We start from the raw sequence: 25,846 nt of genomic DNA on the forward strand, positions 1-25,846 counted from the left end.
ATCACTAGTACTTGCCAGCGAACGGCATATCTGGTTTAATAGCGTCTTTCCCAAGCAGGGGTGATTAGCTCAGTTGGTAGAGCGTCTGCCTTACAAGCAGAATGTCGGCGGTTCGACTCCGTCATCACCCACCAGTTTTCTGTTTTATGCGTTGCATAAAACTTGCGCGGTGGTAGCTCAGTTGGTTAGAGTACCGGCCTGTCACGCCGGGGGTCGCGGGTTCGAGCCCCGTCCGCCGCGCCAAATTAAATAAAAAAGCACAGCATAAGCTGTGCTTTTTTATTATTCATTATATACAAACATTTTTCAGACAACCTATTACGTCAAACCCGAATATTCAAATACATAATCCTTATAGAACAGATATCCTTTAATCAGACCATTTATACATCATTCCCAGAATTTTTCTGGTAGATAATTTCGATTACAGCAAAAATTATTTCAGTCAGATTTTTTCTGCTTAGCTATTTATCTGATTCATTATATAAAAAAGATTCAAAAGCAACACTCAACTTATATTCAGCATGTCCAGCTGAATAAACCACCAATAAACCAGACATTTTAATATTGTTAAATTATGTATAATACATTATTATAAATAAGGAAAATAAAAATTCCGTATACCATAAAGACAGGTATTGCTTTACTCATATAACATCGACAAAATCAATAAATTTAACTCCCTGAACAAGAAAGGTTTAGAGTGGGAAAAATCAATTATCTCATTGAAGTTAAAAATGTTAGCAAAAAGATTAAAAACAGGAAGATTCTGGATAACATTTCTTTCAAGATTGCACCCGGTCGGATTATGGGCTTTTTAGGCCCCAATGGTGCCGGCAAAACCACTATGCTGAAAATACTCACAGGTCTGATGTTTCCCACTTCCGGAGACATTAAAATCTGTGGACACAATATACAAAAAGACTTTGAAAAAGCAGCTTTTAATCTTGGTACCATCATTGAAAATCCGGAATTCTATAATTACATGTCCGGTTTCAATAATCTGCAAATTTTTGCTGATATGAGCCGTCAGTCAATCAGTAAAGATGATTTAATGCAAACATTAACCAGAACCGGGCTTAAAGGTGCAGAACACCAAAAAGTCAAAGGCTATTCTCTGGGTATGCGCCAAAGATTAGGCGTCGCAAACGCAACTATTCATCAGCCTAAAGTATTAATTCTAGATGAACCCATGAATGGTCTTGATCCGGAAGGAATGAAAGATTTTCGTACATTGATGAAAAATTTTGTTCAGCATGGAAACAGCATTATTATTTCCAGCCACCTGCTTTCCGAGCTTCAGGAAATTGTTAATGATATTTTTATCGTTAATCAGGGCAGACAGGTCTATGCGGGAACAATGAGTGATTTTCTGGGTAAATCCAATAACATTATTCATATCGAAGTAGACGGAGATTTAGCACCGGCAGAAAAAATTCTGCTGAACAACGGGTATCAGGTTACCCGTCAGCTCAATAATCTTGAAATTGCAACTGATTCAACTGACCACGATCCGCGTGCAGAAATTGCCAGACTTCTTGTTCAACATGATATTCCCTTAATTGGTTTGAAGCTGACTCATTACTCTCTGGAAGATTCTTTTCTGCAAAGCATAAAAAACGATAATCAACAAAAGGTCAACAAATGAAATTACTAATTAATGAATGGCGTAAATACCTTAAAAACACCCGAAGTGTCATTATCATACCCCTAATATTATTATTGACACTAATTATTTATTTCAGCACTATGCATTTTGTGGTCACTCATACATCACATTCAATTTCTAAAAATGATAGTGACCAAGTCTTTTTAATTAGTATCGCTATTTGTTACAGTTTTATTAATTTTATCTCTATTATCTATTCATCTAATATTCTAAGTTCTGAAATATCCAAAGGAACAATTAAATTTATTCTGACCCGTCCTTATCAGCGTTACAAAATATTACTGGCTAAAATTGCAGCGATTACTATATTAATGCCTGTTTTTCTGATTATATCTGTAATCGTTTCTCTATTATTACATATACTGACAATTCACCAAATGCCGGAAATTAGCATCATATTAAAGTACACTGGAATACACAGCATATTCATATTAGCCATTACAATATTTTTTACTGCTTTTGCTCTGATGCTTTCTTCTGTATTTAACAGCAGTGCACTCGTAACCGGAAGCTGTATTGTGTATTATTTCTTTGCTGATAATCTTTGGGAAATAATCAACTTTTTTTATCTTCATTTACCTGAAGACGGATGGATATACAAATTAAATCCATTAAATGTAAACAGTTATTTGATTAAATTAATGGCGGATGCAGTTGAAAAACCTGTCCAGAGTGAATTTTTTATTACCTTGGCAGCCAATATTGTCTATGCATTGATTTTTTTCCTGATAGCCACATTGATATTCAGACGGCGTGATATTTCATTATCCAACTAACAGACACTAAAATTTTAAAGGTCAGGCTTCAAAATATTATTTAATAATTCAGTAATTTAAATGATATTTTCAGTCTGCCCTTTATGCTATTTTGCAATTTATCTACCTCAATCAGATTAGTATGATTGAGGTCTTTGCTTTTTACATTGGTTTATCTTGTTTTTTCTACAATACGAATTTCGTATAACAAATTATATATTTCTCAATTCTTTTTTTGTTAGTTAACCTGTCTTGAACTCAATCACTCGCTAATCGGGATTTTGTTCATGGAAGCAAAGTCTAAAGAAAATCTTGTACAGACAAAACCGAATTTAATGTTATCAGCATTATTAATCATGCTGTTAGTCGGGTCGGTTTATATCAGCCAACTTATTTTTCAAGAGATCTCTCAAAGCTATCATATCGATATTTTAGCAGCGAGAAATGTATTCAGCTTATCTTGCTTTTTTTATGCCATTTCTTTTTTTATTTATGGCCCGCTTTCGGACAAAGTTTCGACAAAGTTGTTAGTTTTAGTCGGTAGTATTGGAACTGTTTGTTGTTTATTTTTATCGGTGATTGTTGATTCTTTTACGTTGTATTTGGTCACCATGTCATTAATCGGTTTTTTCGCCGCTGCTGTTCCTGCGGCATTATTCGCTTATACAGCTAAAAACACGCCTAACCATAAGTTACCACAAGCAATGGGAATGATGATTTCAGCTTCTATTGTGGGCATGAATTTTAGCCGAAGTATAGTCGCAATGCTGACCGATCTTTGGTCTTGGCAAGTTGCATTTATTATTTATGCGGGTTTGATAACTGCAACATGTTTTTTTGTCCCTTACGGTATAAAACGCTCAATAATCCAACCTTCAGCTAATAGTGTACGGGGTACTTATCTAGCAGCAATTAAATTATTACTTGATAAAACGGTAGTTATTTTTTTATTAGTCGGCTTTTTACTATTTTTTGTTTATTTAGGATTGTCTTCATTACTTACTTTTTATTTGAAAAGTTCACCTTTTTATTTGTCTGCAACAACTTTAGGCTGGCTTAATTTTGCCGGTCTGAGTGCGGTTATTGGCACCATAATTACTGGTAAATTATCACAGATTATCAAAGAACGGTCTCTCTTAATCATCTGTTTGCTAGCTGTATGTATATCGGTTGTGACTATTGGTTATAGCTCAGCAATGTATGTTATCGGATTCGGGATTTTTGCTTTGTTTTTATTTGTATTTGGCATTCAGCCATTAGTTATAGCCATGCTTAATAAAATTGTGCCAATTAATTCGCGCGGTGCGATTTCGTCTTTATATTTACTTTCGTGTTTGGCAGGAGGCAGTATTGGCACTTATCTATTAGGTATAGTTTATCAAAACATGACCTGGAGTGGAGTAATTGCCATTTGTGTTCTGTTATCAACGTTAAATCTAATCTTAGCGTTAGTTGGTATTCAACTTATTAACAATAATCATAAATAATCATAAATAATCATAAATAATCATAAATAATCATAAATAATCATAAATAATCATAAATAATCATAAATAATAAAAATACAGGAATTTACTGATAAGGAAACTCGTTATGAAAAAAAGATTATTATCATTCTTGATATTTATATTTTGCTGATTTATTGATGATTAAGTGTGGAAAATTTAAAATGATCAGTTCCGGGCTCAATACTCCGACAGCAATTGCCTTTGATAGCGCAGAGCTTATGTACGTAACAGATTAGTCAAATAATTCAATAATTAAAGTAAACGCCAACGGTGAAAAAGAGACTTTCTTTGACATCATACATAAACACCTAAATCCATATTTGCAGACAATATTTGAGATTCTGTTATTAAATAAAATAGCTAAACGAATTCATAAGCGAAACTGACACAACTTATTTTCAACAATATCTGTTTTCTGCTGATCCAGCCAATGCATAATTGATAATCAGCTTAGCCGATATCTATAAACCATATATTTAGTTTTCCATACGATTGTTACACCAGATTATTTGGTATTATTTCTCTCATTATTAGTTTCTATAGATTTAATTAATATTTTCTCGTTAACTTTCATACTAACATTAACTATATCTTTTCTGTTATGATTCCCGACGATATCAATAATTACCTGCAGATAATTTAATTTTAGATTTGATTTTTTTTAAATCATTTCCATTAAACATTCGCATGATGTGCTTTTCCAGTCTGATTGACGAAAATATTGTCGCTTATACAGTTTAATTGCGAACGGATGCACAACAATGAATTAGGGGAAATATGTATAATCAATTACCTGCTCAGACAGAACATAATCTCGATAACTCAGCCATTTACAGCCGACATCTGCCAACAGTCCGACAATTGCAATATTTTCTGGCAGTATGTGAAGAAGGCAATTTTCGCAAAGCTGCCAGCAGACTGGGTATTAGTCAGCCTCCGTTATCAATGCAAATCAAAGAGCTGGAAGAAAAGCTGCAAACTACTTTATTAGTACGTAATACCCGCTATGTCATGCTTACTGAACAGGGAAGACAATTCAGAGACAAAGCCAGAAACTGGCTGGAAGGCTTATCTATGGCCATAACCAATGTTAATAATTATTCGACAGACAGAATAACTGTTGGCATAACTAAAATTCTGGGTTTTAATTTTATTCCGCTATTCAGCGAATTTATTAATAAATTCCAGCCAAACATCGATCTTTTGCAGCAAGACTACTCTTCAAAAGAGCTATTAGCTGAATTTAATAAAAGCAATATTGATCTGGTTATTATTTCAGATTATAAAAAAAATAATGATCAGGCAAATAGTTTATTAGTCTATCAGGAAAAACTGGTACTGGCCTTACCTGAAAACCACCCTGCCTGTTCACGGGATGAAATAGATTTAAATACAGTAATAGACTTACCTCTGTACTGGTGTAAACGGTACCAGAATCCGGGATTGTATGATCAACTGCAAAAAGTCATCAGCAACTTAACTGCTTCTCTGGTTTTACAACCGAAATTACCTAATTTCTTAACCATGCTGATGGAAATTGCCATGGGCAGAGGCATGTTATTACTTCCGGCTTCTATGGCACAGGCACATATCCCGGGAGTGGTATATAAAAAATTAACTACTGAATATGAACAGCAACTATCAATCGATATACATCTGCTCTGGCATCAGCAGGCTGAAAATACTGTGATACAAACCATTATTGAGTATTTTAAGCACCATAATTCAGTTAATACACCATTGTGACATGTATATTTCCGGAAGGTTCAGAAACTCAAATCATTGATATATTTTTTATATCAATGATTTTATATTTCTCTTAGCAAGGTTAATTAATTACTATCACTATCAGTAATTAACAATTATCTGACCGCAGTCGAATAAAAGCATTATTTGATTAAGCGTTTCAGATATAACTAATCTGAGGATAGAAAATAATGAGCCATTCTTTACCACAACGAAAACTTGGACAAAACATTACCGTATCTGCAATGGGCTATGGAGCAATGGGTCTGAGCGAATTTTATGGTGATATGGATACAGCACATGCCCGCACAATGATGCACAAAGTTATTGATAGCGGTGTTACGCTGATTGACACAGCAGATATGTATGGTCGGGGTGAAAACGAAAAACTGATCGGTGCAGTATTGAAAACTCTGCCTGCTTCAGTACGGGCACAACTTACTATCGCAACCAAATGCGGTATTGATAGAAACAATACTTCCGGCTATAACCGCAGCATTAATAACCACCCTGAATATATTAAACAATGCTGCGATGACTCTCTGGCCAGACTCGGCATTGAACAGATCGATTTATTTTATATTCATCGTTTAGATCCTAATGCTGCAATTGAAGATACGATGCAGACTCTGGCAGAACTGGTACAGGCAGGGAAAATAGCCCATGTCGGTTTATGTGAAGTTTCTGCCCCTGTTTTGCAGCGTGCCCATGCAGTTCATCCGGTTGATGTGGTGCAAACAGAATATTCGCTGTGGACACGTCATATAGAAGATGATTCAGTGCTGCCATTACTGAAAGAATTGAATATCGGTCTTGTACCCTACTCACCTCTCGGGCGCGGTTTTCTGACCGGTAAAATTCAGAATAAAAATGAATTGGCTGAAAATGATTTCCGCCGTACCAACCCACGTTTTCAGGATGATAATCTGGAACATAACAAACGTTTGCTTCAGGCATTAGAACCCATGACTGTTAAATATAATTGCACTATGGGTCAAATCGCACTGGCCTGGCTGCTTGCTCAATGGGAACATATTGTACCGATACCGGGAACCAAAAGTGAAAAATACCTGAATGAAAATAATCAGGCTTGCCAGTTAAAACTGGATACAGCAGATATTCAGACATTGAATGAGCTGAAAAATCATATCAATATTCAGGGAGAACGCTATACACCAGAAGGTATGAAAGGAATTTTCTGATCAGACCGATAGAATAAGCGTTGCTGTTCATACAGATAACTCCCGCAGCTTGTTAAGCTGCGGGAGTTATCTATTATTCATGGCTGACAATAACTAATGATTTAATCGCCTGACGCTGATCCATAGCCTGATAGGCAGCCTGAATATCGGTTAAATCAAACCGATGGGTAAATACTTTCCCCGGCTGAATTTCTTCATTTAATACAGCTTGCAGTAATAAATTTTTATCATAAGTGGTGACACTGGCAATACCGCCGCGTAATCCAATATTCCGCCAGAAAACATCGCTGGTTTTAATTTCTGTGTCATGCTGTATACCAACACAACCAACAATTGCTCCGGGGCGGGCTACAGCAACTGCTGTTTGCAGTGATTGCTGAGTTCCCACACATTCCAATACTGCATCAGCACCAGCCTGCCGGGTAAGCGACAACACTTTTTCTGTCGCTTCATCGCCACGCTCAGGCACAATATCAGTTGCTCCGAACTCCTCTGCCAGTTTTGCCCGGTCAGGATGACGGCTCATTGCAATAATTCGTTCAGCGCCGCGCAGTTTCGCCGCAATGACTCCGCACAGCCCAACTGCTCCATCGCCCATCACCACTACTGTATCTCCCGGCTTAACTTCAGCACTGGCAGCAGCATGATAACCGGTAGCCATAACATCGGCCAAGGTAAGTAACGAATTCAAAACAGCATCAGAATAATCCTGCGGCTGACCGGGAATTTTCACCAAAGCCCAGTCTGCATTAGTAAAGCGCAGATATTCACCCTGATACCCGCCATTGCGCTCATCTTCTTTATTCTGACAATTACCATCAAAACCTGCATTACAGGCAGCACAATGACCACAACCATGCGTAAACGGTACAATAACAAAATCACCATTTCGGACATGAGTTACTGCGCTGCCGGTAGCTTCAACCACACCAATAGCTTCATGGCCGACAATTCGTTCCGGCTCACAGGTACTGATTCCGCGATACCACCATAAATCAGAACCGCAAACACAAGCACGAACAATGCGGATAATGGCATCAGTAGGTTTCTGAATAACCGGCTTTTCCATTTCCCGTATAGCTACTTTTCCGGGTTCAACGAATACTGCTACTTTCATAGTTATTTTCCCAGATTACTGTGATTTACCTGTTTCTGACAGCCAAATCACTTTATATAACATAGTGAATCAGTACTATTCAGATTAAGCCGGAAGGAGCCAAAGAATTTTTCCGGCTTTTTCTGTATTGTTTAGCAATAACTCTTTGCTATCATTATTTTTTCCATTAAAAAATATTAAGACAAGATTATTTTACGCTATTTACTGAGTTTTTCATCAAGCAATGCACAGTAGCAGCCGGTTTGGTTATAACCCATATTATTTATTCGTTATTTCATAACGATAACTATTTTTATACATTTAATGGTGTTCAGTTATTTGATACTGTGATCCCGTTTACTCTTTCAGACTCTTCTGACAGTAAAGGGGATCAGTCAGTTTGACAGGCATTGTATCTATGCCTGGATTCAAGTGGTTATGTAAACCGGCAAAATAAAATGACAGAATGCTTTTGGTTTAATTATCATTTACCAATGGTACAAATAAAGTCTGTTGCACACAGGTTTCCTGAAAACCTTCAGCAGTTTTGTCGATTACCCATAAAAACTGCACCCCGCCTTCATCCAGAGGTAAAACCATACGCCCACCAATTGAAAGTTGCTGTAATAAAGGCAAAGGCACCTCTTTCGGCGCAGCTGTCAGTATAATGCCATCAAAAGGTGCTTCCTGCGGCAAACCCAGATAACCATCTCCACAGACCAGCCGTGCATGAGCCAGTAAACGTACTGCACGTAAATTCTGTTTGGCACGCTCATGCAACGGACGCAAACGCTCTATTGAGTAAATTTCACGTAAACCCAGTGCCTGTAAAATAGCTGTCTGATAACCGCAACCGGTACCGATTTCCAGTATCCGCAGATTATTTTGTATTGGCCGTCTGGCAAACAATAACTGCGTCATGACTGCGACCGTATATGGCTGGGAAATAGTTTGCCCTAAACCCAGCGGCAGAGACATATCATCATAAGCATGAGAGCGCAAAGCCTCTTCAACGAATACATGCCGCGGCACAGCAGACATAGCAGCCAATACTTCAGCACGGGTAATACCCATCTGTTTCAGCCGTTCTACCATTCGTGCACGCCGGAATTCATATCCGGTCCAGCTTACGCCCTGTCCCACTTCTGTCACCATTGTATGTCGTGTAAAAATGTACTGACTGCACCCATTTGCTGATAATTAGTTAAGTCCAGCGATAATGGCGTAATGGTAATAAAACCTGCTTCGTTATCACTAAAATCGGTTTCCTGCCAGCGAGTATCAGCGGCACCTACGCCACCAATCCAATACAGGGTTTCGCCGCGAGGACTGCTATACGGCACAATACACTGGTCATGGTGTCGGCGCCCCAGTTTAGCCACACGATAGCCCTGCACTGATTCTGCTTTTACAGCAGGAATATTAACATTCCATAAAACCGGTTCAGCCGGCGGCTGTACACATACTTTTTCCAGAATAGTCATGACGGCTTTTTCAGCCGTTGCCCAGTACTCACCGCTGCGATCATTAATTGAAAATGCCAGTGCAGGTATGCCCATCAGAAAGGCTTCAGTAGCTGCAGCCACTGTACCGGAATACAGCACATCATCACCCATATTGGCACCATGATTTATACCGGACAAAACCAAATCAGGTTTAAAGTCAGTCATGGTATGCATAGCTACATGGATACAGTCAGTTGGTGTGCCATTAACATAATAAAAACCGTTTGCGGCTTTTTTAATCGACAGAGGCCGGTTCAGAGTAAATGAATTGCTTACGCCGCTCTGATCACTTTCCGGAGCAACAACTCTTATTTCAGCAAATTTAGATGCTACCAGTGCCAGTAAAGCAATCCCATCTGATAAATAACCGTCATCATTACAAATTAAAATTTTCATAACCATCCAATTTAAAACTTTAAAACCTTTATCCTGCTAACGCTGCTGCCCTTTACACTTTTTATCCGGCCGTGGTCAGCCAGTCAGATTAAAGATTAAACGTAAAAATTTCAGAACAAACTTTTATTTTAAATGAATAAAAAACCATTACTTCCGATAATGACTGATAATTTCATTGATTTACTATCTGCTATATGAAAATATGCTGATATTCACTCTCAAATTTTGTCTGACCTTCAGCAGTCAGAACTGGTGCTGTAGCCTCTGATTATAAGTGTTTACCCATATTCTGACAGCTAATATCTATAACGATTCTGCCATTATCAGCATACTACACCCTTACAAAGAGTGTTATGTTCCGATAACTCTCCAAGATAAACTAATCATCCTAAATAAAAAACGAACCGGAACGATTCGTTTTTTTATTGAAACCTGCGTGCGCGAATATCAAACAGCTACTGCCCTGCTTTTACCTGCTGGAACAGGCGCACAGCCAGACGCACGGCATCCTGTGATTTCGGTGATACGATAAAACTCTTATCCAGTACTTCCTGAGTGGGAAATATGCTGGGGTCGCTAGCAATTTCACTTCTCATCAGTGCTCGTGCCGGTTTACTGGCTGGTGCAAAAGTCACATAATTACCATTTTTCGCTGCAACTTTAGGTTCGAGTGTGTAATTGATGTATTTCAGAGCATTGGCTACATTCTGGGCATCTTTAGGAATCATAAACGAATCAACCCAGATTCCAACCCCTTCTTTCGGTGCCAGCACCTGTAAATGCACGCCACTTTTAGCATCCTCAGCACGTTTTTTAGCGATGTTTAAATCACCACCGTAACCGGTAGCCACACACAGATCACCGCGAGCCATATCATCAATATAGCCTGATGAGCTAAAACGTTTCACATCATTACGTACGGATTTAATCAGATTGGTTGCAGCACGGATATCATCCGGTTCACTGCTGTTCGGGTCTTTACCTAAATAATGCAAAGCCAGCGGATACAGCTCTGTAGGGCTGTCAAACAGAGAAATACCGCAATTTTTCAGTTTATGTGTATATTCCGGATTAAATACCAGATCCCAGAGATTATCCGGTAATTTGCCATCAAGTGCTTTCTCTACCATAGCGGTATTGATACCGATAGTATTAATACCCCAGAAATAAGGCACTGCATATTTATTACCCGGATCTACCTTATCCATCATTTTCAACAGATTCGGGTCGATATTATTGTAATAGGACAGCTGGCTTTTATCTACCGGCCGGTAAGCACCGGCTTTAATTTCCCGGCCGACATTGGCAATGGATGGTACAACCAGATCATAGCCGGAACGACCAATCAGAATTTTGGCTTCCAATGTTTCGTTACTATCATAATAATCGTAACGAACCTTGATATTATTTTCTTTTTCAAAACTTTTTACTGTATCGGGATCAACATAGTCAGACCAGTTATAGATATTAAGCTGGTCAGTTGGATTCATGACTCCGTTATTGGAAGCAGCATCTTTATTTGCTGTACCGGCATCCGAGCAGGCAACTATCAGCAAGCTTACGATAGCTGACAATACCAGTAATTTTTTCATACACGATTTCCAATTTGTATGCCCCGTTATAACGGGAGGAAGCAAGTATCTATGACGTGCACCAGCACAGCCACCACTAAACCGACATTAAACTGTGAAATACCGTACCATGCAAGAGCATTTGGCAAATTATTACAGAGTTTATAACCACTCAGAACACAAATAGTAATACATACTCAGAAAATCATCCGAAAAAACCAGAATAAGCCTCCAGCCAGCAGAATGGAAACCGGCAGAGTAAGTACCCATGCCATCACCAGATTACGAATTGTGGATTTTTGCAGGCCACTTTTATTGGCAGCCATCGTACCGGCTATACCAGAAGTCAGTACATGTGTTGTGCTTACTGGCAGACCAAAGCGATCAGCAGCAAAAATCAGCGCCGCCGTTACCAGTTCTGCAGAAGCACCCTGTGCATAGGACAAATGGGTTTTGCCGATTTTTTCACCCACTGTTACCACAATCCGTTTCCAGCCAACCAGTGTACCCAGTCCGAGTGCCAGTGCAACCAGTACCTTTACCCAAACCGGAATATACTTAGTGGCATGATCAATTGACGTGTGATATGTCTTTAAACTGTCCATCTGTATCGGATTAAGACTGTATTGATGAACCAGGGCATTTTTTTGCAACAAGGTCATTGATTCAGACACCAGATACATATCGTTGCGAATATTACCTACCTGTTCAGGCGGTAAATTACGCAGACTGTCGCTTTTACTCACATCCTGCGCCACAATTTCTACCAGCTGAGCCAGTGCGTCCAGTTGTTCCGGCGTACCCTGTTTATTTTCCACTAAAGCCGTTACCTGTGCCCGCACATCTGTACCTTGTTGCAACACGAAGCCCACTGGCAGCAAATCATGGATGGTTTTCTGTGCAGCCACTGAATGAGCTGAAAATTTTGCCCATTCTTCCTTGGGTACAGTATGGTTAAGAGCATACGCCATGGGCACGGTACCAATCAGAATCAGCATAATCAGACCCATACCCTTTTGTCCGTCATTTGAGCCATGGGCAAAACTTACTGTAGTACAGGTAAAAATCAGCAGCAGACGAATTGGCCAGGGTGGTGGCATATCATTTTCCGGTGCTTTATATAAAGCAGGGATACGCAATAATTTTTTAGACAGAATTAACAGTAAAGCAGCCAGAATAAAACCGAGTAACGGCGAAAATAATAACGATTCACCAACATTAATTACCTGATTCCAGCTTACGCCGCTGGTTCCCTGATGTGCCGACATCAGCTGATTAGCCACCCCTACACCGATGATTGAGCCAATCAGGGTATGCGAGCTGGAAGCCGGTAAGCCAAGCCACCAAGTGCTCAGATTCCAGATAATGGCTGCTGAAAGCAAAGCAAAAATCATCGCATAGCCAACATCACTGCCCATATGCAGAATCAGCTCTACTGGCAGTAAAGAAATCACACCATAAGCCACGGCACCGGTAGACAGCATCACCCCGAGAAAATTGAACGTTCCAGACCAGATTACCGCAGTATTGGGTTTAAGCGAACGTGTATAGATAACACTGGCCACTGCATTAGCGGTGTCATGAAAACCATTCACAAACTCAAACGCCAGCGCAATCAGAAGTGCTACTGTTAATAAGGCATATACCAACAATGAAGAAGTGGGAATTCCCTGCAAATCATGATAAATACAAACGCCGGCATAGGCCAGACCACCCATTAGTATCAGCAGGAATAAAATTTTACTTACTTTACTGGTTTTACTAGATGCAGACATAATTGCCCCAGACGACGAAGCCGCAGACGAAGCAGACACAGCTTTCTCCCTAATGTTAGGAATTACCCTGACTTATTGTAAAAGACCAACATGACAACTTTGTGACAAACACAATTTTATTGCCAATGCCGGAATTCTCCTTATTACCTAAATTTGGCTGATAAAAGACAATCGGTATACAAACAGCTGCTTTTCTGCGCCAGCACAATATTCATATTATTCTTGCCGCACAGCAATCAAGTACTGTACATCTATCATTCTGCTGTATCAGTATACAGACAGTAATTAAACTCTGCTATCACTAGCATACATCAAATTAACAATATAGTTATAAATCACCTGATCAAACCAGCCTATAATTAAAAATAATCTGCTTTCTCAGATACTAAAATCTAATAAAATAAATAATTAATATATTATCATTGAAAATTTATCTTCTGGTTGAGCAGAAAAAAGACTTATTCAGCCGCATCGGCTTTAATTACAAAGATTAAAATATAAAATACAAACATTGACGTTAACATTTTTATTTTTTAAAGTAACAGCCTGCAAGGCATTATGCATTAGTTAGCATTAAAAAAATTAATAGTACTCAGCATTTTCAAAAACGCACATACCAATCAACTTATCACACACAGACTCATACATTGAGGAGAAATATATGCACCAATGGGTACAAAGTTACTCGGCATTAGGCAACAGCATTTATCTCACATTGCTGGCAGCCCTTTTACCTATCATATTTTTTTTTGCAGCACTCACCGTTTTGCGCATGAAAGGCCACGTTGCCGGAGCCATTACGCTGATTCTGTCAATTATCGTGGCTGTTGCCGCATATAAAATGCCGGTCGCTCTCGCCCTGTCCTCTGCCTTGTATGGTTTCTTTTATGGTCTGTGGCCAATTGCCTGGATTATTATTACCGCAGTTTTTCTCTATAATCTTACGGTTAAAAGCGGACAGTTTGACATCATTCGCTCATCTATTCTGTCTATTACTAAAGATCAGCGTTTGCAATTGCTGCTGATTGGTTTTTGCTTTGGTTCTTTTCTGGAAGGTGCAGCCGGATTTGGTGCACCTGTTGCCATCAGTGCAGCACTACTCGTAGGTCTTGGTTTCAAACCATTATATGCAGCCGGACTGTGTCTGATTGCCGATACCGCACCAGTAGCATTCGGCGCACTGGGCATTCCGATTCTGGTTGGCGGACAAGTATCAGGTATTGATCCGTTTCATATCGGCCAGCTTGCTGGCCGGCAGTTACCTATGATGTCTGTCGTTATTCCGTTTTATCTGATATTCATCATGGACGGGATGCGCGGTATTCGTCAGACATGGCCTGCTTTACTGGTTTCCGGTGTTTCTTTTGCCGCTACCCAGTTCATCACAGCCAATTTTGTCGGACCTGAATTGCCGGATGTGACATCTGCCCTGGTTAGTATGGTGTGTCTGGCACTGTTTCTTCGGGTCTGGCAGCCGAAACAGATATTTACGTTCAGTGGCATGCAGCAACCTGAAAAACAACGCAGTACTTCAGAATACTGCGCCAAACAAATTGCCCTGGCCTGGTCGCCTTTCATTATTCTGACTGTTTGTGTTGCGGTCTGGACAATCAAACCGCTGCAAGAATGGTTTAACTCATTCAGCCTGATTAAAATTCAATGGCCGTGGCTTGATAATCTGGTGATTAAAACCGCACCTATCGTAACGGAAAACACCCCTATCGCAGCCGAATTTAAACTTAATCTGTTAGGAGCAGTGGGCACATCCATACTGCTGGCTGCCATTATTTCCATATTGCTATTAAAAATAAAACCACGTCTGGCTGTCGACACATTCAAACATACTCTGTACGACTTACGCTACCCCGTACTGTCTATCGGATTAGTACTGGCTTTTGCATACGTGGTTAATTATTCCGGTCTTTCCTCCACACTGGCTCTGGCGCTGGCTGATACCGGCAAAGCATTTCCGTTTTTCTCACCATTCCTTGGCTGGGTAGGCGTTTTCCTCACTGGTTCAGACACATCTGCCAATGCTCTGTTTGGCGCCCTGCAGGCTAATACTGCTATGCAGGTAGGTATGGATCCGGTACTGGCTGTAGCAGTTAACTCAGTTGGTGGTGTAACCGGTAAAATGATTTCACCGCAGTCTATTGCCATTGCCTGCGCTGCTGTGGGTCTGGCCGGTAAAGAATCAGATCTGTTCCGCTTTACCGTACGTCATAGCCTGCTTTTCTGTGTAATCGCCGGCTTATTTACCGTCGTACAAACTTATCTGCTACCGTGGACACTCATCCTGTTCTGATTTATTTCTAAACCAAAAGCCCGCTCTCCTGAGCGGGCTTTTGTTCTCCGATAACAGCAATAACCAGGATACTAACCACCGGTTTTGGCCATAATGCGCACAATTTTATCCGGTTTTTCATTGAATTCATGTTTTTCCGGTTTTAAATCCACTGCCTGCTGAATTGCCTGCTCCAGCAGAGTATCAGAACAATTTGCCATTAATAAAGGTTTTAATGCCATACTCTGCTCCTGCCCCAGACACAAATACAATGTCCCATCAACAGACATACGTACCCGGTTACAGGTGGCACAGAAATGCTGGGAACGTGGTGTAATCAGTCCTAAAGTAAATCGGCCATCCGCACTTTCCCAGTATTTAGCCGGCCCGCCGCCATAGACACGTTTACTTTCATACAACTGATATTTCGGGCGCAGATTTTCAATCAGTTCCAGTAAATTAAAATAATCCAGTCCGCGGGCGCTTACACCCATCGGCATTACTTCAATCAGGCGCAGAATAAAACCATTGGCAATACAGAACGCCACCATATCCTCTATATCACCGGTATTAACCCCCGGCAGCGGCACCATATTAATTTTAATCTGCTCAAAGCCTGCATCGCGTGCCGTCTGAAGACTATTTATTACCTTATCAAAGCTATCCTTACCGGAAATCTCCTGTACACATTCACGCCGCAGTGAATCCAGACTCACATTCAATCGGTTCAATCCCGCTTTGCGTAAATCATATGCAAACCTGTCCAGTTGCGTGCCATTGGTGGTTAACGACAAATCTGAAACCCCGGGCAATGCCGCCAGCCGTGCAACCAGATCGGGCAGATTTTTGCGCAATAGTGGTTCACCGCCGGTTAAACGGAAACGTGACACGCCCATACGGGCAAATGCGCCGGCAACACGCTCAATCTCAGCAAACGACAGCCAGTTGACCGGTTTTTCAAACTCTGTGAATCCCTGCGGAATACAATAAGTACAGCGCAAATCACATTTATCCGTTACCGAAATTCGTAAATAATCAATACGTCTGTTGAAGCGGTCAATCAGCATGAGATAGGTAAAAGCCTGTTATCAGAAAAAATTTCAGAATAAGGCAAATGATTGGAATGATTAAGAAAAGAACGGCATTTTATCCTAAATTATTACTTAAATCCAATAGCATTGGCAGCAGCTATCTGCCACAAAAAGAAAAAACACGGCATAATAACCGATTATTGGTTTAACTATGTCTTTATCATGATTACGGTTATTTATCTGGCACGATTTGCCGAAGAACTAGGCATGGCACAGGAAGAGCTTGCATGCAGTTTTGATGACAGCGATACCCTGCTCGCCTATCTGCGGCAGCGCGGAATACCGTTCTCCGAGGTACTGGCCGAGGGAAAAGTATATAAAATTGCTGTAAATAATATTATTCAGCATGGCAACACAGCCATTAGAGACGGAGACAGCATCGCACTGCTACCACCAGTAACCGGAGGTTAAAATGCAGACACGCATACAAATACAGACAGAAGACTTCAACCTCAGTCAGGAACTGGCACTGGCTGAAAAAAATGCGCCGGATTGCGGAGCTGTAGTCAGTTTTATTGGTAAAGTGCGCGGCAACGATAACCCGCAGCAACCACTGAGTCATCTGTATCTCACTCATATGCCGGAAGTAACCGAGCATGAAATCAGCAAAATTATCACCCGTGCCGGCGAACGCTGGTCTTTACCCTACGCCTGCGTCATTCATCGTGTGGGTGAATTACCAGTAGGCGCACAAATAGTACTGGTACTTACTGCCAGCGGCCATCGCGAACATGCTTATCAGGCCAATCATTTTATTATGGACTACCTCAAAACCGAAGCACCATTCTGGAAAAAAGAATGTTTTGCCAATGGTCAGCAGCACTGGGTAGAAATGAAACATACAGACCGGCTGCGCACACAGTCATGGGAATAAATGCAAAGCTCGGGCTGATTATTCTGGCCGGCGGACTCGGTACCCGTGTAGGTGGTGCCAATAAAGCCCTGCTCACATTAAATGGTCAGCCATTGCTGGAACATATTCTGCATCAGCTTGGTCACTGCAGCGAGCACATTATTATCAGTGCCAACCGGGATATTGCCCGAATAGAAAAATACGGCTACCCCGTATATTCTGATCTGCCGGCCTATAGCGGGATGGGACCACTTGCCGGTATCATCAGTGCTGCACAATATTTACCGGAAACTATTGAATATCTGCAAATAGTACCGTGTGACCTGCCATTACTCAACACCGATATCATTGCCGGTTTGTATCAGAAACTATCCGGCCAGCCTGAACTTGATATTGTTTGCGCCGCAGATTCTTTCACTCTGCACCCTGTCGTTTGTCAGATGCGGCGTCGTCACTTACAGCATATCCGGCAACAGCTTAACAGTACCGGCAAACACAGTGTCCGCTCCGTCATTCTGCCTTACCGGCATGCTATCGTTACCTTTGCCGACAATATTCCGTTTACCAACTATAACAGCAGCGCAATGTTTACCAGCATGCGCAGCGGAGAAACAACCTTATGATGGATTTTTACCAAGGGCAGGAAGCCCTGTTGCAACAGGCAAGCCGCATAGTCGAAACTGAAACCGTACCGCTTAATCAGGCTGCCGGGCGTATTCTCGCCCAAAGCATTATAGCTACTACAGACTCTCCCGCATTCGACAACAGCGCTATGGATGGCTATGCAATATGCGGACTCGATTGCTCTGAATGGCAACTAACCGATACAGCCGCAGCAGGAGATACACGACAGCTAACCCTGCAACACGGTCAGGCTATGCGTATCTACACTGGTGCCGGAATTCCGGTAAATACTGATGCAGTAATTATGCAGGAGAACACCTGCGTTGAAGGACTCACCCTCAGCTGCACCAGCACACCCGTTGCCAATGAAAATATTCGCCGTCAGGGCGAAGAGCTGAAACAAGGGGCAACTTTACTGGAAAAAGGTGCATTACTTAATGCTCAGGCAATCGGACTGGCCGCCTCACAGGGATTCAGTGAACTACAGGTTTACCAAAAACTGCGTGTAAGCGTATTTACCACCGGTGATGAACTGATAAGCGGCAATAGCCAGTTACAGCAACATCAGATATATGATAGTAATCGCCCCATGTTGCTGGCCTGTCTTCAAACTTACACATTTATTGAAATCATTGACGGCGGTATTCTGCCGGATAATCTCGATACCATCACCGAAACCCTTTCCAAAGCCGCCACCAGCAGCCACAGCATTATTATTTCCGGTGGTGCTTCTGTAGGTGATCGTGATCTGGTTAAACCGGCACTGCAACAATTAGGCAGTATAGAACACTGGAAACTGGCGATAAAACCGGGCAAACCCTTTGGTTGGGGCAGTATCGGTGAATGTCGTGTCATGCTTCTGCCCGGCAATCCGGTAGCCAGCTTTGTTACCTTCAAACTGCTTGGACTACCGGCACTGCAAACAGCCGCCGGGCGTCATATTCTGCAAGCACTACCCGAATGCTATCAGGCCAAAGCTGCTTTCAGCATAACCCCGAACCGGCAAAAACGACGCGAATTCCTGCGCGGAACCTTGCGCTTTACCAATAATGGTCCGGAGGTTATTCCATTAAATAAACAGGGTTCACATATGCTTTCCGGTTGCGTGAATGCACAGGTATTAATCGATATTCCCGCACAAACTGATATTCAGCAGGGACAGTGGCTGACAGTTTATCCTATATAAAAAAAATTATTCAGCAAAAATAAGGCCGGAAAGAGCAAGAGAGCTTTTTCCGGCTTTCATATAATCAGGATTTTTCTGATTTTATTATCTGATTAGCCAAATAATCTGATAACCCGAGCAGAATTTTAATTTGCTAATGGCCGACTATATTTAGTTTAAATTACTGCTCAATTTGTTTTTATAAATATATTGCGCATCGTGATCAGGTGCTGCTGATAATCAGATTAATCGTATGCAGTAAATCTGCCTTAATTTTATCCAACTCAATGCTCGAGCGTTTTTTCCCCGCAACCACCCATATACCTTCGAGCAAACTAACAATGATTAATGCACGCCGCTGTATTTCATCATTATTGAGTAAAGTATTCTGTGATTGGACGAAACAAGCTATTTTTTTTAAATATTCCTGATAAAACAAATCAATAGCATGATGAGCTTCTGTTGTTCGTTCAGACAGTGCCCAGATTTCCCACATTAACTGACAATTGTAAACATCATCAAGTTCTGAGCAAATGATATCTATCAGTACACTCATCGTTTCAGCATCACTTTTTAGCGCAAGATTTATTTTCCGCTCAACCAGTAGCAGCATATTTTCAACCAGCGCGCTAAAGAGTTTGTCCAGCGTAGGGAAATAATATTGCAGATTACTTAGCCGTATTCCCATTTCATCTGCCACTATCCGCATACTGAAATTCACCCCACCCCGTATCGCCAGCAACCGCGCGGCAGTAGTCAGTATTTGTTCTTTTTTTGGAGATAATTTAGCCATCATGATTTTTATAAATAGGTCAATTGACCAAAAATAAATTATTTAGTATATTATTTTAGGTCAATCAACCTAAAATAGAAAGTCTGCATGAACAATCAGCTGTCAGTATTATTAATCGGTGGCTATGGTGTAGTAGGCAAACAAGTAGCGGCACTGTTAAATCAATATTATCCGGATGTACATATTATTATTGGCGGGCGCAATATACATACTGCAACTGCATTTGCCAGTACCTTATCCAAAGCATCTGCAATACAATTCGATATTAATGCACCACAGCTTCCAGACAATATCCGGCCCCAATTAATCGTAACCCTGGCCAATGATCCCGATAACCGCGTACTGCATTTTGCCATCAAAAATCAGATTGCCTATCTTGATATCACCCGCTGGACGGATAAATTAAAAACAGCGATTACCTATACCCATACATTCGACCAGTTGCATGCTCCCATAGTATTTTCTTCCACATGGATGGCTGGTGTAGCTGCCAGCCTGATACTCCGGCAGGCACTTAAATTCAAGCAGATAAACAGCATAGATATTAATATTCTCTATTCTATGCAAGATAACGCAGGAATCAATTCTGTAGATTATATGGACAGAATGCTGATTCCTTTTGAAGTCATCGCCGAGGGACACACTCAAAGCTGTATGCCATTTTCAGACAGCAGGCTGGTCAGCTTTACAGATAAAAAACGTTTTCGGGTTTATCGCTTTGATACACCTGATCAGTTAACCTTGCCAATGTTAACCCAAGCCAGATCAGTATCCACACGAATTGGTTTTAACAGCAATATAACCAACCGTCTTTTCTATGTATTAATTCATAGTGGCTTCTGGCGTTTAATCTCAGCGCAACGTTTTAAATCATTTCGCCAGAAACTGCTATACAATCCGGGTAAAGGTGATGAGCACCGCATTTTAATCAATATCACAGGTAAAGATTCGGCCAACCGGCCAGCTCAATCCGTCTTATCCATTACAGATCCTAAAGGTCAGTCTCATCTCACCGCTATTGGTGCATTTAACCAGATACATTCGATATTCACTCAGCAATTATCTAATCGGGTTTACTTCGGCGAAACACTGCCGGATATAAATATTGCAACTAATATACTTAAAAAAGAAGGCGTAAAAATTGATTTCGACTAATATTTCTCTGAATTTTATCAAAGTCTTCAGACAATAAATTCTGAAATATTTTAATTAAACAAAAGATTATGATTTATTAATCAGCAGATGAAATGATTAATAAATCATTTCAACTAAGATTTTTTTAACAACTGATTCAACAGATAGTACGAGCTTATCATAAGCTGATATACACTGGATTACCTACCTTTCTGACCAATTTTCTGCGCCAAAAAAGTATCACACAGTTTTTCAATTTACTGATAACAACATGATAGGTTTATTATTATTTTTCATTTTCTTTAAAGAGTGCCAGCCAATAGACAGGCCAATGCGTTTTATTAAAAAGATTATTAACTAAATAAGCAATTGCTACCAATATTACTGACCCGGACAGCACTGGAAACAATAGAAAAGTAAAATCATAATCTATTTTATCTGCTGTTAATAAAATGACTAATGGATTAGCACCGGCTGGTGGATGCACTGCCCGAAAATATTGCATAGCGATAATTGCTATGCCTACAGCCAAAGCAATAGTAATGACATCATGACCGAATAGTTTTAAAAACAGTAACCCGCAAAAAGCTGAAATTAAATGTCCCAGAATAACATTTCTTGGCTGCGCAAGTGGTGATTGAGATACAGCAAACAAGAGTACACAACTTGCTCCAAATGGTGCCATTATTAAAGTATAGCCGGTTACCCGACTAAACCAGAACAGAAAAAATATAGCTACAAAACCACCGGTCAGACTTTGCAATAATTCACTATTTGTGGGCTTTGGTGGCAGTTTCTCCTTGCCGAAAAAAAATGGTTTCATTATTCTTTATATCCTATAAGATTAGCTTGAGTGTTAGCAATTAGTGCCAGCACAAAAGTGAACAAATCTGTTCACTTTTATAATAGTACAGATCTGTCCACTTATCAAACACTTTGGATAATAAATGAAAAAAACATACAGATTAATTGCTGATACAGCAGAACAACTCTTTTATCAAAAGGGTTTTGGCAATGTAGGAGTCGATGAAATAAGAGACCAGTCAGGTTGTTCTAAAACAACGCTATATAAACATTTTGGCAATAAAGACAATTTAATCTTTGAAGTTTTAAAACTAAGAGACTTGCGATTTAAACAAGAACTTACCGAAGCAATAGCTAATCTTGACCAGCAACAGTCCATTATTCAGATATTTAAATGGCATTTAGACTGGTACAATCAAGACGATTTTAATGGCTGCTTATTTGTCAGAGCAAGAGAAGAAATCCATAACGACAATGCAATCAAAGAGCTGGTTATGGAGCATAAAGAATTTATTCGAAATTTAATCCGCGATAAACTCCGGCAAAACCCACAAAATGAGGCAATAACCAATCAATTAATGGTTATATTAGAAGGTCTGAGTAATATCAGTCTTATTTATAAAGATAATAAATTACTTTACGATGAAATAATAAAAAATAGTTTTAATTGGGTATCAGAAATACTTCTTTAATTATTTATCAAGCCTGTTTTTTAAAAAAATTTTATTCCAATAGCTGATTAGAGTAAGAATAATTCCCCCTATAATAATAAAAAAACCTTCAAAAAAGCCATAAGGGCTGGGAATTTCATGAAGAACTTTTGCATATGTCGCGGGTAAATTTATATTTGGATTAGCCGGGTCAAAAATGATTTCTTCTGAAAAAAATTCAGCTGAGTTCAGGCCTCCTGCAGGAAAATAGCGCAGTCCGGTTTTGGTAAAACCAAAACCTTCACTAAAAACACGCAAATCATCATTAATATAGGTTTTATCTGCTATCCGGAAATAATAGCGAAAATGATAAATTGGTGTACTGATGGATTTAGCAGATATATTTTCCGGATGGTTATATATCATCTTCCCCTGTGTAGTGCATTGGCTTGGTGCACAATTCAATGATAAAAGATATTTGGCTTTATTTTGCAAAGGAAGATAATAGTGCTGGTGATTGCTTTTACTTTCAGCTAAACAGATTATCCCCAATACGATAATTAAAGGACCAATTACTCTGGAAAAAAACTTCTCCGCTTTTTTCATCTTTATTATCCATCTGTTAGATCAGATTTTCTTATTTAAGCTGTTTGACTCCCTATCATTTATTCAAGCCAAACAGCTTTAGCTTAATTTAATGTCTGGGTATTTTTCCCATCAGTAAAAACGGATTAGCTCCGCCACGCTGCCATCCCTCTTCATTCAACAGTATATCCAGAGCTAAAGAGGCCAAATCATCAGCAATCGGATCAGCATATTGTTGCCTGGCCAGGCGATAACGTTTGCGGTAAGCATGGCAGCCGGGGCAGCATTCCGCCTCTGCACCAGCCAATACACCTTCTTTCACCTGTTCAATCCGGTGTACGCCCAGATCACGGCTATTATCACAAAAACTACAGCGTGCCCGTACACTGTGCCAGCGACTATTGCATACACCACAACACAAATAGCGCAACCCTTCAAGTTCACCCTGTCCGACTATTACTGAACCCACAGCATCAGTACCACAGCAGGGGCAAAAACCCGGTTCAGACAGAGGTTTTACCGTTGTAACAGCCAGATTTAACGCTGCATGAGTATAAACAATCTGCACCACTGCATTTACCCAGACCTGATAATCCTGCTGAGCTATTCCGAGCTGCTGATTAAATGCATGCTGGCATAACTGGTTGCGGCTTTCACTGTCGAGCTGCAATAACTCTTTCCATACCTGCTGAGCAGTTGGTGACAAATCTGCTTGCAATAAAGCATGTAAATCGGTAAACAGACGCTCTGTCAGGTCTCTATTGGCACTCAGTAATGCCAGAGTAAGCGGAACTTCATCTTTATCAGTATCAGGAATTACCCAGGCTTCCTGTGCATATTGCTCAAGTAAATTTTGCTGAGCATTATTGATAACAGCCAGTAGCTGTAAGTATGGTTGCCAGTCACTATTGTCTTCTGCAGCCAATTCATTCAGCCGTAATGCGCGCCGGCTGAAAATATCAACAGGAGGCTGCTGCCAGAACGGGATATGAAAAAATTCCTGTGCTTGTATGGTTTCTGGTGTTGCTTGTGTTTTCATGTATCAACGCGGTTATATAACGGTATTACTTGTTCAGGTAATGGTACCGTTATCATTATCAACAAATTAAATAACCAAGTTTAACCAAAAATAGGTATTCTGTCTGGATTTACTGTCTATGATTTTCTATATGCCATCAATAGAGAAAGATAATGTCTCTTATCAATTTGTTTTTCAAAATGTGATAAATCGGATAACAAAAAAGGTTCAGAAATTTCTGAACCTTTTTATTACTGAAAACTAATTATTTAATACCAAGTGATTTCTCATATTCCCGCGCTTTTTCATCATCAAAATCATGTTCCCAGCGCGAAATAACCAATGAAGCCAGAGCATTACCGATTACATTAACTACAGTACGTCCCATATCCAGAATACGGTCGATACCCAGAATAAAGCCCAGACCTTCTAACGGAATGGATGTTGTAGCCAGCGTGGCAGACAGTACCAGAAACGATACACCCGGTACACCGGCAATACCTTTAGAAGCCACCATCAGCGTAATCACAATCATTACCTGATCACTTACCGACAGAGAAATACCGTATAACTGTGCCAGAAAGATTACTGCAATACTCTGATACAACGTAGAACCATCCAGATTAAATGAATATCCGGTAGGAATCACAAAGCTGGTAATAGATTTCGGCGCGCCATATGCTTCCATTTTCTCAATCATTTTTGGCAGCGCAGTTTCTGAGCTGGAGGTTGAGAAAGCCACTATCAGCTCATCTTTCAGAATTTTGATAATAGTGAAAATGTTAAAGCGGCAGAAATAGGCCACGCCACCCAGAATCACCAGAGTAAATACTATCATCGCCAGATAAACTATTAAAATCAGTTTCATCAGCGGAATCAGCGAACCGAAACCGAATTTACTGATGGTAACAGTCATCAGACCAAATACCCCGATAGGTGCGTAACGCATAATCATATTGGTGATTTTGAACATTACGTCTGAAATCACTTTCAGAAAATCTGAAAAGAACAGGCGCTGATTATCAGGTAGCTTAGTTAAGCCCAGACCAAAAAACACACAGAAAAAGATTACCGGCAGAATTTCACCGCTGCTAAGCGAATCAAATATATTATGCGGAATCATGTCCAGAATCATTATAACCAGACCATGAGGCTTCTCGGCCAGTGCTTCACTTTTTTGTACGTACTGACTGACATTGCTGTGGTGCAGATTGGAAATATCAATGCCGCTACCCGGGTGAAACAGATTACCGAAAAGTAAACCCACACCAATGGCGATAGTAGTGATAATTTCAAAATACAGAATGGTTTTACCGCCCAGTCGCCCCAGACTTTTGGAGTTACCAAGTCCCGCGATACCCAATGTCAGCGTACTGAGAATGATGGGCAGCACAATCATTTTAATCAGGCGGATAAAAATATCCCCCATCGGTTGTAATACATTGATTACCCACGACTGATAGGTTTTGTAGTAGGGATGAGAAGGATCTGAAAAAGTATGCAGATATAATCCCAGTGCTACCCCCATAATCAGTGCGATTAAAATTTGCCAGGCCAAATTACGGCTATATCGTTTGATAATCGATAACATAGTCGTCCTTACTGTAAGTGGTAATATAGTT

Annotated in this window: 23 protein-coding genes and 2 tRNA genes; 14 read left to right on the top strand and 11 right to left on the bottom strand. The window is 40.4% G+C overall.

Translation table 11 applies throughout. The annotated features are described in order from the left end of the window. Nucleotides 1–58: 58 nt before the first annotated feature. The 7 genes from H3U73_RS06215 (at nt 59) to H3U73_RS06245 (ending at nt 6,880) form a co-directional block, all read left to right on the top strand. A tRNA-Val gene (locus H3U73_RS06215) sits at nt 59–134 on the top strand. Nucleotides 135–166: 32 nt separating this feature from the next. Further along, nucleotides 167–243, top strand: a tRNA-Asp gene (locus H3U73_RS06220). Nucleotides 244–703: 460 nt separating this feature from the next. Then, nucleotides 704–1,648, top strand: a complete 945-nt coding sequence (locus tag H3U73_RS06225; RefSeq protein ID WP_084551808.1) for an ABC transporter ATP-binding protein — start codon at nt 704–706, stop codon at nt 1,646–1,648. Beyond that, nucleotides 1,645–2,445 carry an ABC transporter permease subunit gene (locus H3U73_RS06230; protein ID WP_198190197.1) on the top strand — a complete coding sequence of 267 codons (801 nt, stop codon included), beginning with the start codon at nt 1,645–1,647 and terminating at the stop codon, nt 2,443–2,445. The genes H3U73_RS06225 and H3U73_RS06230 overlap by 4 nt, the downstream gene beginning before the upstream one ends. Nucleotides 2,446–2,711: 266 nt before the next feature. Continuing rightward, on the top strand, nt 2,712–3,911 hold the full coding sequence (locus H3U73_RS06235; RefSeq protein ID WP_198190198.1) for an MFS transporter: 1,200 nt from the start codon (nt 2,712–2,714) through the stop codon (nt 3,909–3,911). A 798-nt stretch (nt 3,912–4,709) separates the two neighbouring features. Beyond that, nucleotides 4,710–5,678: a LysR family transcriptional regulator gene (locus H3U73_RS06240; RefSeq protein WP_198190199.1), complete on the top strand. Its 969-nt coding sequence runs from the start codon at nt 4,710–4,712 to the stop codon at nt 5,676–5,678. A gap of 191 nt (nt 5,679–5,869) precedes the next feature. After that, complete coding sequence (locus tag H3U73_RS06245) at nt 5,870–6,880, top strand: aldo/keto reductase (protein WP_078475075.1); 1,011 nt, start codon at nt 5,870–5,872, stop codon at nt 6,878–6,880. Nucleotides 6,881–6,953: 73 nt separating this feature from the next. On the opposite strand, the gene H3U73_RS06250 is transcribed toward H3U73_RS06245, so the two are convergent. The 5 genes from H3U73_RS06250 to H3U73_RS06270 form a co-directional block, all read right to left on the bottom strand. Further along, on the bottom strand, nt 6,954–7,997 hold the full coding sequence (locus H3U73_RS06250; RefSeq protein WP_198190200.1) for a zinc-dependent alcohol dehydrogenase family protein: 1,044 nt from the start codon (nt 7,995–7,997) through the stop codon (nt 6,954–6,956). Nucleotides 7,998–8,453: 456 nt separating this feature from the next. After that, the gene (locus H3U73_RS06255; RefSeq protein WP_025330257.1) at nt 8,454–9,131 is read right to left on the bottom strand and encodes a protein-L-isoaspartate(D-aspartate) O-methyltransferase; all 678 of its coding nucleotides are present in this window, start codon (nt 9,129–9,131) and stop codon (nt 8,454–8,456) included. Next, nucleotides 9,125–9,877, bottom strand: a complete 753-nt coding sequence (gene surE / locus H3U73_RS06260; RefSeq protein ID WP_198190201.1) for a 5'/3'-nucleotidase SurE — start codon at nt 9,875–9,877, stop codon at nt 9,125–9,127. Before surE ends, H3U73_RS06255 begins: the two co-directional genes overlap by 7 nt. Nucleotides 9,878–10,332: 455 nt before the next feature. Then, nucleotides 10,333–11,469, bottom strand: coding sequence for a polyamine ABC transporter substrate-binding protein (locus H3U73_RS06265; protein ID WP_096765742.1), 1,137 nt, complete (start codon nt 11,467–11,469; stop codon nt 10,333–10,335). Between the two features lie 176 nt (nt 11,470–11,645). After that, nucleotides 11,646–13,262 carry an inorganic phosphate transporter gene (locus tag H3U73_RS06270; protein ID WP_198190202.1) on the bottom strand — a complete coding sequence of 539 codons (1,617 nt, stop codon included), beginning with the start codon at nt 13,260–13,262 and terminating at the stop codon, nt 11,646–11,648. A 622-nt stretch (nt 13,263–13,884) separates the two neighbouring features. On the opposite strand from H3U73_RS06270, the gene H3U73_RS06275 reads away from it, so the two are divergent. Further along, nucleotides 13,885–15,528 carry a lactate permease LctP family transporter gene (locus H3U73_RS06275; protein WP_096765744.1) on the top strand — a complete coding sequence of 548 codons (1,644 nt, stop codon included), beginning with the start codon at nt 13,885–13,887 and terminating at the stop codon, nt 15,526–15,528. A 71-nt stretch (nt 15,529–15,599) separates the two neighbouring features. Here the strand turns inward: H3U73_RS06275 and moaA are convergent, their stop codons facing one another. Further along, on the bottom strand, nt 15,600–16,574 hold the full coding sequence (gene moaA / locus H3U73_RS06280; RefSeq protein WP_198190203.1) for a GTP 3',8-cyclase MoaA: 975 nt from the start codon (nt 16,572–16,574) through the stop codon (nt 15,600–15,602). 186 nt (nt 16,575–16,760) lie between these two features. Here moaA and H3U73_RS06285 point away from each other — a divergent pair, with 186 nt between their 5' ends. The 4 genes from H3U73_RS06285 to glp are packed head-to-tail and all read left to right on the top strand — an operon-like array spanning nt 16,761 to nt 19,261. Next, nucleotides 16,761–17,009, top strand: a complete 249-nt coding sequence (locus tag H3U73_RS06285) for a MoaD/ThiS family protein (protein WP_174829913.1) — start codon at nt 16,761–16,763, stop codon at nt 17,007–17,009. Nucleotide 17,010: 1 nt separating this feature from the next. Further along, nucleotides 17,011–17,472, top strand: coding sequence for a molybdenum cofactor biosynthesis protein MoaE (locus H3U73_RS06290; protein WP_174829912.1), 462 nt, complete (start codon nt 17,011–17,013; stop codon nt 17,470–17,472). After that, the gene (mobA, locus tag H3U73_RS06295; protein ID WP_198190204.1) at nt 17,463–18,074 is read left to right on the top strand and encodes a molybdenum cofactor guanylyltransferase; all 612 of its coding nucleotides are present in this window, start codon (nt 17,463–17,465) and stop codon (nt 18,072–18,074) included. The genes H3U73_RS06290 and mobA overlap by 10 nt, the downstream gene beginning before the upstream one ends. Further along, nucleotides 18,071–19,261: a gephyrin-like molybdotransferase Glp gene (glp, locus tag H3U73_RS06300; protein WP_198190205.1), complete on the top strand. Its 1,191-nt coding sequence runs from the start codon at nt 18,071–18,073 to the stop codon at nt 19,259–19,261. Before mobA ends, glp begins: the two co-directional genes overlap by 4 nt. A 202-nt stretch (nt 19,262–19,463) precedes the next feature. Here the strand turns inward: glp and H3U73_RS06305 are convergent, their stop codons facing one another. Further along, nucleotides 19,464–20,036 (bottom strand): TetR/AcrR family transcriptional regulator, encoded by a 573-nt coding sequence (locus H3U73_RS06305; RefSeq protein WP_198190206.1) that lies wholly within the window; start codon nt 20,034–20,036, stop codon nt 19,464–19,466. An 84-nt stretch (nt 20,037–20,120) separates the two neighbouring features. On the opposite strand from H3U73_RS06305, the gene H3U73_RS06310 reads away from it, so the two are divergent. Continuing rightward, entirely contained in the window at nt 20,121–21,188 is a 1,068-nt protein-coding gene (locus H3U73_RS06310) for a hypothetical protein (protein ID WP_198190207.1), read from the top strand. Between the two features lie 265 nt (nt 21,189–21,453). Here H3U73_RS06310 and H3U73_RS06315 read toward each other — a convergent pair whose 3' ends face one another. Next, complete coding sequence (locus tag H3U73_RS06315; protein WP_198190208.1) at nt 21,454–21,852, bottom strand: HPP family protein; 399 nt, start codon at nt 21,850–21,852, stop codon at nt 21,454–21,456. Nucleotides 21,853–22,114: 262 nt separating this feature from the next. Between H3U73_RS06315 and H3U73_RS06320 the strand changes: the two genes are divergently transcribed. Next, nucleotides 22,115–22,663 carry a TetR/AcrR family transcriptional regulator gene (locus H3U73_RS06320; protein ID WP_198190209.1) on the top strand — a complete coding sequence of 183 codons (549 nt, stop codon included), beginning with the start codon at nt 22,115–22,117 and terminating at the stop codon, nt 22,661–22,663. Here the strand turns inward: H3U73_RS06320 and H3U73_RS06325 are convergent, their stop codons facing one another. From H3U73_RS06325 to H3U73_RS06335, 3 genes are all read right to left on the bottom strand, one after another. Beyond that, nucleotides 22,664–23,227: a hypothetical protein gene (locus H3U73_RS06325; protein WP_198190210.1), complete on the bottom strand. Its 564-nt coding sequence runs from the start codon at nt 23,225–23,227 to the stop codon at nt 22,664–22,666. 88 nt (nt 23,228–23,315) lie between these two features. After that, on the bottom strand, nt 23,316–24,245 hold the full coding sequence (locus H3U73_RS06330; RefSeq protein WP_198190211.1) for a formate dehydrogenase accessory protein FdhE: 930 nt from the start codon (nt 24,243–24,245) through the stop codon (nt 23,316–23,318). A 244-nt stretch (nt 24,246–24,489) separates the two neighbouring features. Beyond that, complete coding sequence (locus H3U73_RS06335) at nt 24,490–25,815, bottom strand: cation:dicarboxylate symporter family transporter (protein ID WP_037393559.1); 1,326 nt, start codon at nt 25,813–25,815, stop codon at nt 24,490–24,492. Nucleotides 25,816–25,846 lie beyond the last annotated feature (31 nt).

Origin of the sequence: Snodgrassella sp. W8124, from assembly GCF_016100875.1 — a bacterium.
Taxonomy (GTDB): Bacteria; Pseudomonadota; Gammaproteobacteria; order Burkholderiales; family Neisseriaceae; genus Snodgrassella; species Snodgrassella alvi.